Source organism: Helicobacter magdeburgensis, from assembly GCF_000765825.2.
GTDB lineage: Bacteria > Campylobacterota > Campylobacteria > Campylobacterales > Helicobacteraceae > Helicobacter_C > Helicobacter_C magdeburgensis.
Genome location: NZ_JRPE02000004.1, coordinates 139,240 through 152,102, shown reverse-complemented (window position 1 = coordinate 152,102; position 12,863 = coordinate 139,240). Strand labels below are relative to the sequence as shown.

The window sequence follows — 12,863 nt, the reverse complement described above, 5'->3', positions numbered from 1 at the left end:
AAATGTAGAGATAGCAAATTCAAGTGCTGAAATAAGTGAAAGAGTAGATAGAGTAGCTAAAGATATATTAGATGATGTGAATAAGAAGAGGTTTTAGGGGGATTTAGATTCTAAACTTGCATTTTATTGAAAGCACTAAAAGGCGGTGTAGATTCTAAAATTTTAAAAATGCAGAATCTACACACGAGTGGTAAAATGCGTGTAGATTCTCATATCATCTTTGCCAAAGGCTTGGAGCAGTTTATTGACAATAAATTGTGCTTTTTCTTCATCTAAAAACATTCTAAAAAGCCCATATTCCTGTCTTCCGCTTACTTGCTCTGTCGCACTTTGTAATAATGAGCTAGAAGCATATTTGGAGCAATGGATAAAAAAAAAGTCATCATATCCATCTTCAAGCAGCATATCAACAATAGAATCTTTAAGTGTATCTTTAAAATAAATATCAATACTTAGCTCTTGCATAACTCTCCTTATTTGAGTGGATTTTGTGAATCTTCGCCATAGGCTATGATAAGACGCAATCTAAAGATTCCAATAAGAAAGCATATGGTTCCCCACAGCATTATCCCAAGTGAGCTAAGTAATATGAGAATGACAAACATATTATCATTAAGGGCAAGCATTGCTGTGCTTATGATAAGTAGCAAAAATCCCACAAATCCAATTTTTGCACCAAAAAAGAAAAGCCTATCATTTGTAATAAAGCTTAGTTCCTTAGCTAGATGCCACGCTAAATAGCAAACAATCACAGCCACACATAAGGCACAAAGCTCATACGCCGGACTTGGAATCTTAATGTAATCAACAAGTGTCATAAATGCACTTGTAGCAAAATTAAACGCATATAGCACAAATAGTCTTTTACGCAAAGCGAGCTTTGAGAGATAAAAAAAAGTAAATACCATACAAAGTGTTGCTAGAGTATTGGTAATGCTTAAAATGCCAAAAGTTCCGGTTTGGGCTTGATTGTTTAAAAGAGCGTAAGCTGGAATCGCCCCACATATCGCAATAATAATGGAGAGTATCCACAATATTTTAGCTCTCCGCAAAAGGGGTGTTTGATGGATAAAGTGAATCTGGTGCTTAATATCTGGCAGCGTGGGCATATTCTCAACTTTAAACAATGCCATTTTTGTCCTTTTTTGCTTATATTGTATTTGGCTCAAAATAGGGTGGATTATAGCTTAAGGCATATAAGCCCTGCCTTAAGGCACTTACCTTAAGATAAAAGGCGTGTGAGCTAGAATCTCACAGCTTTAAGGTTTTATAATTTCAACTCCATAGCCTTATTTAGAGTTTAATTACTTTAGCACCAAAGCCGCCCATATTTGCTGGAGCATCATCAAAGGATATGATTTTTGGGTGCTGTTGTAAATATTCTTTAACAAGCCGACTTAAGATTCCCGTGCCAATGCCGTGATACACAAGCACTTCATCATACCCAGCCATAAGGGCATTGCTTAAAAATTCATCAAGTCTCTCTATGGCTTCTTCCCCTCGCATTCCGTGTAAGTCAAGGCTCACACCCACGCTTTTATTTTGTGCAATCTTAAATGTTGTTTTTTGCAGATTCAAGCTTTTGGGGCTTTGCTGTGTTTTTTTAAGATTTGCTATTTTTTCTTTGAGTTTCATACCGCTTTCAAGCTCCACAAGGCAGGTTTCACCTTTGATACTTAGAATCTTCCCCCTTGTATTTTGGTATTTGACATAATCATTCACTTGGAGATTCTGTGCTTTGCTATGCGGTTGCTTTGCCGTGGGCGTGGGCTTTAAAATGGCGTGAGCGGTATTAAAGGCTTTGTGAATCTCTTTACTTTCTTTTGCTTTTAGGGCGTCTTTTAGTGCTTGTGTGGCTTTATGATATTGATTTTGTAAGTTATGCTTTAAGGCTTGAAACTCTTTTTTCTGCTGCTCTTCTTGCTCTTTAAGGGACAGGATTTTTTTGTCATACTCAATAATGCGTTGTTCTAGCTGCTTATTTTTCTGCTCTAGTGTGATTTCAAGTGTGCTTGAGCGTTCAATGAGCTCATTAAGCCTCTGCTTATCCGCTCCATATACACTTTTAGCCTTTGCAATGAGTGTGCTTGGGATATGATAACGCTGTGCTGTTTCAAACGCATAACTTTTACCGATACTGCCATTTAGAAATTCAAAAAGTGGTTTTTGCGCGTGTATATCATACATTGCCGCACAAAGCTGTATTAACGGGTTGTTCGCCATAAGGGCGGCTAGGTGCTTGTGATGAGTGGTGAGTAAAATCTTAGCCTTGTTTTCTAAAAGATGCTCTAAAAACACCTTAAACAGACTTGCCGCTTCATCAGCATCGGTGCCTAGCTCAATCTCATCAATGCCGAGCAAAAGATTTGGCGTGTTTAGAATCTGTGAAAACTCTAGCATTCTTCCGGCAAAAGTGGAGATGTCGTTTTTGCTATTTTGCGGGTCGGATAAAATAGCGTTAATATGCTTAAAATGTGGAATCTTGGAGTGGTGGGGATTGATTTTAAGGGGGATAAGAAATTTGCTTAAAAAACACGCACTTAAAATTGATTTTAAAAGCATAGTTTTGCCCCCAGCATTTACCCCTGTAATCATAAGGCAATCGCCGCTAAAGTCAATGCTAAGTGGCTTTGGGGAATGCAAGGCAGGGTGGCTAAACTCGTGTAAGATGATGTGATTTTTAGAATCTAGTGCGTAAATAAAGCTAAGATTCAAAGCCTTAGCAAAGCTCAAACGAGCAAGAATAGAATCAAAAATATCAAAGCAGTGATTCAGAAATTTTAAAAATGGAAGATGTTTGGCTAGAGTGCTTGAAAGCTCCTTGCAGATGAGATATAGGCTTTCTTCCAAGCTGTCTTTAAGCGTGTTTTGTCGCTCTTTAAGCGTGAGTATAGAATCTGGCAAGAGGTAGAAAAAGCCACTTTGAGAACGCTCTAGCACCATACCTTTAATGCTGTGATTATACCCGGCTTTAAGCAAAAGGCATTCATTTTGATTGATGTAATGCACGGATTTATCCACAAGGTAAGGCAGTAGGGCTTGTGTATGCAGAAGCTTTTGTAGAGATTCATCAATGCGGATTTTTGTTTGCTTGATTTGTGAGTAAAGCTCATCAATATGCGGATAAATGCCCTTTGTAATCTCGCCTTTTTGGGTAAAAAATGTGGGGAGCTTGGCAATGACTTCAGGGATTAGAATCTTATCGCACCACGCTTTTGTGCGAGGCGTGGAATCTGTGATATGCTTTTTTAGGTAGAGAAAATACCCCACAAGCTGCGAAAAGCTAAAAATCTCATTTAATTGTAAAGTGCCTTGTTTTTGTAAGTGGATAAGGGGGGTATCAAGCTCTGCTAACTTTGGCAGGGGCTTTAACTCTACTGAATCTAGCTCTTGTAAAAGGGAGCTAAAAAACTGCCTATCGCCCGGAAGTGCAAAAATGGGAAATGTAGAAGTGGAGTGTGAATCCTTATTTTTTTCTCGTGCGAAAAATGAAGCAAACTTTTCTATAAACGCTACTAAATCAAGCCTTGAGATGAGCATTTCATAATCTTGCTTGGGTTGCTTTGTCATAGAAAAAAGAATCCTAAGATTCTGCGTTGTTTGTTTTGGAATCTACAGACTCTGCACCGCTTACTTTGGAATCTGCGGATTCAGATTCTATATCGCAATCTTGCAGAGGGATAATAATGCGGTTGTATTTTGAATCTGCTCTGCCTTGGAAGCTCATCGTGCCATTACTTAGGGTAAAACTTTGTGTAGTAACACGAAGTTTCTTGCCTTGAAAGTTGCAAATAAGGGGAACTTCACTCACAAAGGCTGTCTTTAAACGCTCTAGATTCTGTGTTTGTTTATTTTGTAAAAGATTATATATGCCAATAAGGATTGCTAGGCTTAAGATACAAATGCCTAAAATTATTTTTGTTTTGCTAGATAGCTTACTTTTAGCAAATACAAGCCCGATTGCCACAAATAAAAAAAGTAGTAAGATGAAAATAAAATAACCCATTTATTTTTCTCCCCGTAATTGATAGGTAATGTCCCCCGCTCCAAGCCCTATGATAAGGGCATTTTCAAGGATTTTTAGCAAGACTTCATTCTCATAGAGATAAACTTTTCCATCTTTTGCTTTTAAATGTGTGGCAAAAGTGGGGTTGTATCGTGCAAAGAGTGATTTAAAATCAATCTCAATATGCTCTTCCCCAGCCCTCCACACAGGCAAAATCACAAGCTCATCGCAGCCATTTTCAAAGCAATTCACAAAAGATTGAATATTATCAAGCACACGAGAGTATTTATGCGGCTGCCAAATGGCGATGATTTTTTTATGGGGTTTGAGATTGTTATAAATAGCTACGCTTTTGAGTGTGGCTAGAATCTCAGTGGGGTGGTGAGCGTAGTCATCAATAATGATCGTGTCTCCTTTTGAAAGAATATCAAAACGCTTTTTAATGCCTTTAAAATGTTGCAAGTTCTGCTTGATAGCGGGGAGCTGTGCCTCTCCTAATTCATCAATAGCACATAAAATCGCTAAAGAGGCATTTTCTGCCATATGCTCCCCAAAGCCCCAGATTCTAAACTCGCCATAATGTTTCAGCTCAAAGCTCGTGCAAGGTTCATCATCATTAAGCTCAAAATGTATATTTTTAATATCAGTTTTTGGATTAAGCCTTATGGCTTCTATGTCGGCAAGGGAGTGTAAAAACGCATCGCTTGTGTTTAGCACACGCTTTTTTGCTTTAAGGATAAAGTCTTTATACGCCCCATAAAACTCATCTAAATTATGATTATAGCTTTCCATATGCTCTGGCTCGGCATTTGGGACAATGGCGTAATAGGGATTTGAGTTCAAAAAACTTTTATCAGATTCATCAGCTTCAAAGATGATGGTTTCACTTTTTGCTTCACGTACATTTGAGCCAAACTCCTTAGAATCTGCCCCGATAATCGCTCCATATTGCGGGAAAATCGCACTTAAAATCGCACTTGTCGTGGATTTGCCGTGCGCTCCACATACGCTAAAAACACGCTTTTCTTTTAAAATAAAGGCTAGGGCTTCTTTGCGTGAAAGCACTTTAATGCCTTTTTTGTGAGCTTCTTGCACTTCAACATTGCTAGGCTTAATAATGGCGGAATGTATGACAAGGTCTTGATTTGTAATGCAGTTTGCATTGTGTGGGATAGTGATAGTTACGCCGTGAGATTTAAGGTATTTTGTCGCATTGCCCTCACTAATGTCAGAGCCGCTAATCTCCGCCCCTTGAGCGTGTAAATACTTTGCTAAACCGGAGATTCCAATCCCGCCAATGCCGATAAAATGTATTTTCATTCCTGCTCCTTTTTGTCAAGTGTTTTGTAAAGTTTTTTATAAAGTGTCAATGCCTCTTTGAGTTTAAGCAAGGCTTTTTGTGTTGTGTCATTATCATACACAAGGGCGATTCTTACATATCCCCTGCCTTGATTCTCCCTGCCCAAATAACTTCCCGGGAGGGTTAGCACACCGCATTTTTCATAGGCAAATTTACAAAACGCTTCATCATCGCCCACTTCAAGCCATACATAAAATGTGTAGGGATAAATCTTACAATCCCTATCTAAAAACCATTGACCTAGAATCTCTTGGGCTAGGGCGAGATTTTTCGCATAGATTTTGCGGCTAGATTCAGGACTTTGCATATCTTGCCACGCTGTTGCAGCAGCTTTTTGCAAGGGCAGGGGCAAGGCACAGCCCAGATAGGTGCGATAGAGATTATACGCTTTTAGAATCTCACTATCCCCAGCCACAAAGCCACTGCGTAAGCCCGGCGCACAGGAGCGTTTGGAGATAGAATTAAGCACAATGATATTTTTAAAGTTTTTGTTGTTGGCTTGGATAGAGGCTTCAAGTATGCTAGGCGGCGGGGAATTGCTATAAATTTCGCTATAACATTCATCGCTTAAAATCACAAAATCATACCGCAGGGCGTTTTCTACCCATTGGATAAGGGAGGGCATATCCATAGCCTTGCCGGTAGGGTTATTTGGGGAGTTTAGAATCACAATATCCACTTCTTTGAGTTGGCTCTCTGTGAGATGTGGCGTGAAGTCATTTTCTTTTGTGAGATTCATATAGATGACTTTTGCTTTTGAAGCAAGGGCTGCACCCTCATAGATTTGATAGAATGGGTTGGGGTAGGCGATAGTTGGATTTGCTTTGCCATAGAGATAAAACTGCGGAAAGTTAAAAAGCACTTCTCTTGTGCCAAAGGTAGGGATAATCTGCTCTTGGGTTAGACTGATCTTATAGCGTTGCTTGATGAAGCTAAGCTGTGCGTCTTTGAGATAAGATTCACCACTTGATTTGGGATATTTATTCAGTAATGGTGCGTTGTGCTGTAAGGATTCTATAATATTTTGCGGTGTGGGGAACTGCGGCTCACCGATGGTAAGCGTGAAGATTTCAGAATCTTGTGGGGGGGTGCTGTGGCTTAGAAGGGTGCGTAGTTTTTCAAATGGGTAGCTTTCAAATTGAGATAGCACAAAAACTCCTTTTTTATGTTTGTGGCGTATTTGATATTTGCATAGAATCTTAGAATGACTTAGAGCCATCGACTATATTTATATGCTTTTGGACTTGCTTTGATTGTGCGATGCTTGGGATTATATAGCAAAAAAATCAATGTTTTGACTACAATTTACCTATTTTTTGCGTTTTTGCCCTTGATTTTTTTAATCAGCATTGCTACAATTATGCCCTTAAAAGTCATACGCGGGAGTAGCTCAGTGGTAGAGCACAACCTTGCCAAGGTTGGGGCCGCGGGTTCGATCCCCGTCTCCCGCTCCATATTGACTTAAAGACTAGAATCCACAAAGCAATCTCATTTTTATAATATGTTTTTTGTATTTGCAGAGCATTTGAGTTGCGTTTTGGAATAAGCCCGGGTGGTGAAATTGGTAGACACAAGGGACTTAAAATCCCTCGGACATTGCGTCTGTACCGGTTCAAGTCCGGTCTCGGGCACCACCTTGAGAATTTTTCATTTGTCCGTGGGACATTGATGAATTTGATTTGGTATAAGGTTAATGTTAAAGGTGGCGACATAGCCAAGTGGTAAGGCATGGGCCTGCAAAGCCTCGATTCCCCAGTTCGAATCTGGGTGTCGCCTCCAAGATCTACATATTCTTTCTGTTTATTCAAAATAGGGCGGGAGATGGCTGAGTGGTTGAAAGCGGCGGTCTTGAAAACCGTTGAGGGTCACACCTCCGGGGGTTCGAATCCCTCTCTCCCGGCCACGATTATTTTGTTTTGCTTCAATAATGTTTGATGTTTGCTTGAGAATCCTGCTTTATGGGATTTTGAAAATTAGGGGTTTGACATATTTGGGCGTATTGTGTTTGGCTATGAAATATGTCTTAAGCTATGAAATATGTCTTAAAGAGTAGGGTGTGGAATCTAGCTTTTTATCAAAAAGCTTGGGATATGTGAAATGGGGAGCTTTTGTAGAGATTCTGCTTTGTCGGCTAGAAAATCATCAGGTCGCCTTTGTCTCGCCCGGAAAAGTGCCATAATCATCAAATGCGATAATCCCTCCACGCACAACCTTGTCATATAAAGATTCTAAAATCGTTACTGCTGGTTCATAAATATCTGTATCAATATGTAGAAAGGCAATTTTAAGTTGCGGGTTTTCAACGCAGTATTGTGGCAGGGTGAGATTGATATCACCTTGTATGAGTTCATAATTTGTAATATTTTTGTGTGAGAGAACACGCTTCATCTCTTCAAATGCAATGCCATCTCCTGCTTCAGCCACAAATCCTTCACGCAATTTCTTGCCTGCTTCAAAATGTGTCTGGGGAAATTTACCAAACATATCAAAACCAATAATCTTGCGTGAATGCTGCGTTTCTAAGATATTGCGAAAATGAGCAAGGCGAAAGAAAGAGTTGCCCTTAAAAATTCCACATTCTACAATGTCTCCGGGGGCAAGTTAATGATTTTTTTATAAAGCTCATAGTGGGCGAAAAATTTGCCAAATCGCCTATCATCAGCACAGGCATAGAATCCATTTTCATAATGAAAGCTTTTTTCGGTTTTAAATCCATTGAGTGTCATAGCAATCCTTGTTATTGAGGTGGTGTTTTGTAAAACATTGCGATGATTGTAACAAAAATAATTGAAATATTCAATTATTTAAATAAAAAACATTGATTTATACAATTGTTTTTATATCAGCAAAAAATAGCCACAATGCACTTTCAAAATTTAGAATCATCAATAAATTTTTAAGGAAAGTGGCAGTGAAGCAGAAACGAACCAAGCGTGATATGGCGTATTATTTGGATATTGATGTAAGTACTCTTTATAATTGGCGTAAATATAAGCCAAATCTATATAGGATTGTTATGCTTGGTTTTAAGTTTGATGAAGTGATTGAGGCACAAAGACGCTTAGGCGATGAGCTAGAAGGAACTGAGCAGGAAATTAGACAAGAGATTGAAGAGTATGGGTGCAAGAAAAAAGTGTGAGATGCCAGAGATTCTAAATGGCATTTGTGGGGGACATATTTAGCAGAATCTTCTTTGGCGTTTTTAGGACTGTGGGGCTTGATTGCAAGTTCAGTTTGGCTCAATTTGAGTAATCTTTAATGCTGTTTTTGAAAGAATCTAGGCTTTTGTGGCATTGATGGCTTGGGGTTTGGGAGATGTTAGGATTTTGATGAGTTTAAAACAATGAAGTGTCTTAAGGGATTTGGTGTTGAAATGAGAAACAAAATTATGGTCAGGGGTTTTGTGGATTCTTGGGGATTCAAACTTTGGTAACAAATTGGTAACAAATCTTGACAAACTTATGCAAAATCTATATAATCACGCCTTTTAATTCCAAAATGCTGGTTTAGCTCAGTTGGTAGAGCATCTGCCTTGTAAGCAGAGGGTCGGGGGTTCAAGTCCCTTAACCAGCTCCATTTTTCACACTCTAGCATATGCTTTCAGTGTTTTTACCAGTTTTTGTAATTGTTTTTGGTGAGTTACTCAAGTGGCCAACGAGGGCAGACTGTAAATCTGCTGACTATGTCTTCCGTGGTTCGAATCCACGACTCACCACCACCTAGCTCTTTTAAATATAAATAATAAAAGGGTTGAAGTAGCCAAGTTTAGGTGGTAGTCAAAATGATTTCTTATTTTTGCGGGAATAGCTCAGTTGGCTAGAGCATCAGCCTTCCAAGCTGAGGGTCGCGGGTTCGAGCCCCGTTTCCCGCTCCATACTGGGAGCTGAATCTTTGACTTGTATTCTTAAAGATTTTTCTCCAAAGTGTTTTTCAAAATTTTATAAGGTTGCCCATATAGCTCAGTGGCAGAGCACTTCCTTGGTAAGGAAGAGGTCGGCGGTTCAATCCCGCTTATGGGCTCCAGTTTTTCAAGTGGAATCTTATAAAGATTCTAAAACAAATCTTAAAGTAGGAGAACAAAATGGCAAAAGAAAAGTTTGTAAAAAACAAGCCACACGTGAATGTAGGAACAATTGGACACGTGGATCACGGAAAAACAACTTTGAGTGCAGCTATCTCTGCTGTGTTGGCGACAAAAGGTCTTGCAGAAATGAAAGACTATGACAATATTGATAATGCCCCTGAAGAAAAAGAAAGAGGGATTACAATTGCGACTTCTCATATTGAATATGAGACAGAAAATCGCCACTATGCACACGTAGATTGCCCAGGACACGCTGACTATGTAAAAAATATGATTACAGGTGCAGCACAAATGGATGGTGCGATTTTGGTTGTATCTGCTGCTGATGGTCCTATGCCACAAACAAGAGAGCATATTCTTCTTTCACGCCAAGTGGGTGTGCATTACATCGTTGTATTCTTGAATAAACAAGATATGGTTGATGATGCTGAATTGCTTGAGCTTGTGGAGATGGAAGTTCGTGAATTGCTTAGCCAATATGATTTCCCTGGTGATGATACACCAATCGTAGCTGGTTCTGCGCTTAAAGCACTTGAAGAAGCAAAAGCAGGCAATGTTGGCGAATGGGGTGAGAAAGTATTGAAGTTGATGGAAGAAGTTGATAGATATATTCCTACTCCACAACGCGACACTGAAAAAACATTCCTTATGCCTGTGGAAGATGTATTCTCAATCGCTGGTCGTGGAACGGTTGTAACAGGTAGAGTAGAAAGAGGTGTTGTGTGTGTGGGTGATGAAGTAGAAATCGTAGGTATCCGCGATACACAAAAAACAACAGTTACTGGTGTTGAAATGTTTAGAAAAGAGCTTGACAAAGGTGAGGCTGGAGACAATGTTGGTATCCTTCTAAGAGGAACAAAGAAAGAAGAAGTTGAGAGAGGTATGGTTCTTTGTAAGCCCGGCTCAATTACGCCACACAAGAAATTTGAAGGTGAAATCTATGTCCTTTCAAAAGAGGAAGGCGGACGACACACTCCATTCTTTAAGGGTTACCGCCCACAATTCTATGTAAGAACAACAGATGTTACAGGTTCTATTGAGCTTCCAAGTGGTGTAGAGATGGTTATGCCCGGTGATAATGTAAAAATCACAGTAGAGCTTATTGCCCCTGTTGCGCTTGAAGAAGGAACTCGTTTTGCGATTCGTGAGGGTGGTAGAACAGTTGGTTCAGGTGTTGTAACAAAAATCATTGAATAGTAGAGGCTTATAAATGGCAAAAGGTAGCACCATTAAAATAGGACTTAAGTGTTCTGAATGTGGTGATATAAATTACAGCACCACTAAGAATGCGAAAACAAATACAGAAAAACTGGAGCTCAAGAAGTTTTCTCCTCGTTTGAATAAACATACAATTCATAAGGAAGTAAAACTTAAAAGCTAGGCTTCTGCCTAGCTGATAGGTCAGTAGCTCCAATGGTAGAGCGTCGGTCTCCAAAACCGAGTGTTGGGGGTTCGAGTCCCTCCTGGCCTGCCACAAAAGCTGTAAGTTAAAATTGTTTAAGAAAAGAGATACAAAATGATTAAGAAAATAAAAACCTATTTTCGCAGTGCAAACGAGGAACGGCTAAAGGTTATTTTCCCTACAAAAGAGCAGATTCGCAATGCAGCCATCTCTGTGCTTATTGTAGTGAGTGTTGTTACTCTGTTTTTGGCGTTGGTTGATTGGATTTTGTCTCATTCTGTATCAAGTATTTTGTAATATCATTGTGGAGAGGTGAAGCTTGGAGTGGTATGCTATACAAACATATTCTGGTAGTGAAAAATCAGTAGGCGAGGCAATCCGCAATCTTATTGTTCAAAATCAGATGCAAGATAGATTTGGTGAGGTTGTTGTCCCCACAGAATCTATTATTGAAACAAAAAAGAAGATCGTGGATAGAAGTTTGTATCCCGGATATGTGTTTATCCAAGTTGATTTGGATACGAAACTTTGGCATATGATTCAGTCTTTGCCAAGGGTGGGGCGTTTTATCGGTGAAAGCAAGAAGCCAACACCTTTGAGTGAAGCTGATATTGCAAAGATACTTGAGAAAGTAAGAAATCCAAGTGCTCCAAAACCCAAGATTTCATTTGAACAAGGTGAAGTTGTGCGGATTATTGATGGTCCGTTTGTGAATTTCACGGGGACGGTTGAGGAATATGATTTGGAGCATAAAAAGCTTAAGCTTAATGTTTCAATATTTGGTAGAAATACTCCTGTTGAGATTTTATATTCGCAAGTTGAAAAGATTGTTTAAATTTGCTTAAGAGAAAGGAATAGATAATGGGCAAAAAAGTTGTTGGTGAGTTGAAATTACAGATTCCAGCGGGCAAGGCAAATCCATCTCCACCTGTTGGTCCAGCGTTAGGACAAAGAGGTGTGAATATTATGGAGTTTTGTAAAGCGTTTAATGAGAAAACAAAGGATATGGGTGATTTTAATATCCCTGTTGTTATTACCATTTATCAAGACAAAAGCTTTACTTTCATCACAAAGAAGCCACCTGTAACGGATCTTATTAAGAAAGCTGCTAAGATTACAAAAGGTTCTGATAATCCGTTGAAAAATAAAGTTGGAAAATTAACAAGCAAGCAGCTTGAAGAAATTGCTCAAACTAAAATGGAAGACCTTAATGCATCAGACATTGAAGCTGCAAAGAAAATCGTAGCTGGAAGTGCAAGAAGCATGGGTATAGAAATCCAAGATTAATAACGGAGTTTGTTTATGGGTAAAAAAATAGCAAAGAGATTACAAGCTTTAGAGGCGAAGGTAGATTCTCAAAAGGTGTATGATGTTCAAAGTGGAGTGAGTGTTGTTAAGTCATTGGCGTCTGCTAAGTTTGATGAAACCGTTGAAGTAGCGTTGCGATTGGGTGTTGATCCTAGACACGCCGATCAAATGATTCGCGGTGCAGTTGTGTTGCCTCACGGCACAGGTAAAAAGGTGCGTGTTGCCGTTTTTGCTAAAGGCATCAAGGCTGATGAAGCAAAAAATGCAGGGGCTGATGTTGTAGGTGCTGATGATTTGGCAGATGACATTAAAAATGGCAATATTAATTTTGATATGGTTATTGCAACGCCTGATATGATGGCACTTGTGGGTAAAGTTGGACGGATTCTAGGACCAAAAGGCTTAATGCCAAATCCAAAGACAGGCACTGTTACAATGGATATTGCCAAGGCAGTTTCTAATGCTAAAAGTGGGCAGGTGAATTTTAGGGTTGATAAAAAAGGGATTATCCACGCTCCTATTGGTAAGGTTTCATTTGATGAGAATAAGATTCGCGATAATATGTTAGAACTTGTTCGTGCTATCAATCGCTTAAAACCTACTTCGGCAAAAGGAAAATATATCCGCAGTAGTACATTGTCACTTACTATGAGTCCTGCTGTGAGAGTAGATTCTCAAGAGCTTATGGATGTGAAATAAGTCA

The 12,863-nt window shown here is 39.3% G+C and carries 15 protein-coding genes and 9 tRNA genes; 16 read left to right on the top strand and 8 right to left on the bottom strand.

Translation table 11 applies throughout. The features are described from left to right. Window positions 1-177: 177 nt before the first annotated feature. The 6 genes from LS74_RS04270 to LS74_RS04245 form a co-directional block, all read right to left on the bottom strand. On the bottom strand, window positions 178-465 hold the full coding sequence (locus LS74_RS04270; RefSeq protein WP_034587204.1) for a DUF3240 family protein: 288 nt from the start codon (window positions 463-465) through the stop codon (window positions 178-180). An 8-nt stretch (window positions 466-473) separates the two neighbouring features. Then, window positions 474-1,133, bottom strand: a complete 660-nt coding sequence (locus LS74_RS04265; protein ID WP_034587206.1) for a hypothetical protein — start codon at window positions 1,131-1,133, stop codon at window positions 474-476. Between the two features lie 160 nt (window positions 1,134-1,293). Continuing rightward, window positions 1,294-3,570: an endonuclease MutS2 gene (locus LS74_RS04260; RefSeq protein ID WP_034587208.1), complete on the bottom strand. Its 2,277-nt coding sequence runs from the start codon at window positions 3,568-3,570 to the stop codon at window positions 1,294-1,296. Window positions 3,571-3,583: 13 nt separating this feature from the next. Next, window positions 3,584-4,006, bottom strand: a complete 423-nt coding sequence (locus LS74_RS04255; RefSeq protein WP_034587210.1) for a hypothetical protein — start codon at window positions 4,004-4,006, stop codon at window positions 3,584-3,586. Then, a complete protein-coding gene (gene murC, locus LS74_RS04250; protein ID WP_034587212.1) occupies window positions 4,007-5,326 on the bottom strand; it encodes a UDP-N-acetylmuramate--L-alanine ligase in 1,320 nt (439 codons plus the stop codon). Then, the gene (locus LS74_RS04245; RefSeq protein WP_034587213.1) at window positions 5,323-6,516 is read right to left on the bottom strand and encodes a succinyldiaminopimelate transaminase; all 1,194 of its coding nucleotides are present in this window, start codon (window positions 6,514-6,516) and stop codon (window positions 5,323-5,325) included. Before LS74_RS04245 ends, murC begins: the two co-directional genes overlap by 4 nt. Before the next feature lie 229 nt (window positions 6,517-6,745). On the opposite strand from LS74_RS04245, the gene LS74_RS04240 reads away from it, so the two are divergent. From LS74_RS04240 to LS74_RS04225, 4 genes are all read left to right on the top strand, one after another. Then, window positions 6,746-6,820 (top strand) — tRNA-Gly (locus LS74_RS04240). Between the two features lie 92 nt (window positions 6,821-6,912). Continuing rightward, a tRNA-Leu gene (locus LS74_RS04235) sits at window positions 6,913-7,000 on the top strand. A 70-nt stretch (window positions 7,001-7,070) separates the two neighbouring features. After that, window positions 7,071-7,145, top strand: a tRNA-Cys gene (locus tag LS74_RS04230). Between the two features lie 36 nt (window positions 7,146-7,181). After that, a tRNA-Ser gene (locus LS74_RS04225) sits at window positions 7,182-7,269 on the top strand. 239 nt (window positions 7,270-7,508) lie between these two features. On the opposite strand, the gene LS74_RS11250 is transcribed toward LS74_RS04225, so the two are convergent. Both LS74_RS11250 and LS74_RS11245 read right to left on the bottom strand, forming a co-directional pair. Further along, complete coding sequence (locus LS74_RS11250) at window positions 7,509-7,937, bottom strand: TylF/MycF family methyltransferase (protein WP_236096797.1); 429 nt, start codon at window positions 7,935-7,937, stop codon at window positions 7,509-7,511. Between the two features lie 8 nt (window positions 7,938-7,945). Next, window positions 7,946-8,092, bottom strand: coding sequence for a hypothetical protein (locus LS74_RS11245; RefSeq protein WP_236096794.1), 147 nt, complete (start codon window positions 8,090-8,092; stop codon window positions 7,946-7,948). A 212-nt stretch (window positions 8,093-8,304) separates the two neighbouring features. Between LS74_RS11245 and LS74_RS04215 the strand changes: the two genes are divergently transcribed. The 12 genes from LS74_RS04215 to rplA all read left to right on the top strand — a co-directional run bounded on the left by LS74_RS04215 (window position 8,305) and on the right by rplA (window position 12,859). Next, window positions 8,305-8,505, top strand: a complete 201-nt coding sequence (locus tag LS74_RS04215; protein ID WP_236096796.1) for a transcriptional regulator — start codon at window positions 8,305-8,307, stop codon at window positions 8,503-8,505. Between the two features lie 361 nt (window positions 8,506-8,866). Beyond that, window positions 8,867-8,942: transfer RNA gene (locus LS74_RS04210), tRNA-Thr, on the top strand. A 57-nt stretch (window positions 8,943-8,999) separates the two neighbouring features. Further along, a tRNA-Tyr gene (locus LS74_RS04205) sits at window positions 9,000-9,084 on the top strand. Between the two features lie 79 nt (window positions 9,085-9,163). Beyond that, window positions 9,164-9,240 (top strand) — tRNA-Gly (locus tag LS74_RS04200). A gap of 74 nt (window positions 9,241-9,314) precedes the next feature. Beyond that, a tRNA-Thr gene (locus LS74_RS04195) sits at window positions 9,315-9,389 on the top strand. Window positions 9,390-9,447: 58 nt separating this feature from the next. Further along, window positions 9,448-10,647, top strand: a complete 1,200-nt coding sequence (gene tuf / locus LS74_RS04190; protein WP_002955418.1) for an elongation factor Tu — start codon at window positions 9,448-9,450, stop codon at window positions 10,645-10,647. A gap of 13 nt (window positions 10,648-10,660) precedes the next feature. Further along, on the top strand, window positions 10,661-10,831 hold the full coding sequence (gene rpmG, locus LS74_RS04185; RefSeq protein ID WP_002955417.1) for a 50S ribosomal protein L33: 171 nt from the start codon (window positions 10,661-10,663) through the stop codon (window positions 10,829-10,831). A gap of 17 nt (window positions 10,832-10,848) precedes the next feature. Next, window positions 10,849-10,924: transfer RNA gene (locus LS74_RS04180), tRNA-Trp, on the top strand. A 45-nt stretch (window positions 10,925-10,969) separates the two neighbouring features. After that, window positions 10,970-11,149, top strand: coding sequence for a preprotein translocase subunit SecE (gene secE, locus LS74_RS04175; RefSeq protein WP_181810102.1), 180 nt, complete (start codon window positions 10,970-10,972; stop codon window positions 11,147-11,149). 22 nt (window positions 11,150-11,171) lie between these two features. Next, a complete protein-coding gene (gene nusG, locus LS74_RS04170) occupies window positions 11,172-11,687 on the top strand; it encodes a transcription termination/antitermination protein NusG (RefSeq protein WP_002955415.1) in 516 nt (171 codons plus the stop codon). Between the two features lie 26 nt (window positions 11,688-11,713). Then, a complete protein-coding gene (gene rplK / locus LS74_RS04165) occupies window positions 11,714-12,139 on the top strand; it encodes a 50S ribosomal protein L11 (RefSeq protein ID WP_002955414.1) in 426 nt (141 codons plus the stop codon). 15 nt (window positions 12,140-12,154) lie between these two features. Continuing rightward, complete coding sequence (gene rplA / locus LS74_RS04160) at window positions 12,155-12,859, top strand: 50S ribosomal protein L1 (protein WP_138128837.1); 705 nt, start codon at window positions 12,155-12,157, stop codon at window positions 12,857-12,859. The last annotated feature ends 4 nt before the right edge of the window (window positions 12,860-12,863 follow it).

Coding starts and splice junctions, on each gene's coding strand:
- LS74_RS04215 (WP_236096796.1), top strand. CDS start 8,305: ATGGCGTATTATTTGGATATTGATGTAAGTACTCTTTATAATTGGCGT.
- rpmG (WP_002955417.1), top strand. CDS start 10,661: ATGGCAAAAGGTAGCACCATTAAAATAGGACTTAAGTGTTCTGAATGT.
- LS74_RS04270 (WP_034587204.1), bottom strand. CDS start 465: ATGCAAGAGCTAAGTATTGATATTTATTTTAAAGATACACTTAAAGAT.
- murC (WP_034587212.1), bottom strand. CDS start 5,326: ATGAAAATACATTTTATCGGCATTGGCGGGATTGGAATCTCCGGTTTA.
- rplK (WP_002955414.1), top strand. CDS start 11,714: ATGGGCAAAAAAGTTGTTGGTGAGTTGAAATTACAGATTCCAGCGGGC.
- tuf (WP_002955418.1), top strand. CDS start 9,448: ATGGCAAAAGAAAAGTTTGTAAAAAACAAGCCACACGTGAATGTAGGA.
- LS74_RS04255 (WP_034587210.1), bottom strand. CDS start 4,006: ATGGGTTATTTTATTTTCATCTTACTACTTTTTTTATTTGTGGCAATC.
- LS74_RS11245 (WP_236096794.1), bottom strand. CDS start 8,092: ATGACACTCAATGGATTTAAAACCGAAAAAAGCTTTCATTATGAAAAT.
- LS74_RS04265 (WP_034587206.1), bottom strand. CDS start 1,133: ATGGCATTGTTTAAAGTTGAGAATATGCCCACGCTGCCAGATATTAAG.
- rplA (WP_138128837.1), top strand. CDS start 12,155: ATGGGTAAAAAAATAGCAAAGAGATTACAAGCTTTAGAGGCGAAGGTA.
- LS74_RS04260 (WP_034587208.1), bottom strand. CDS start 3,570: ATGACAAAGCAACCCAAGCAAGATTATGAAATGCTCATCTCAAGGCTT.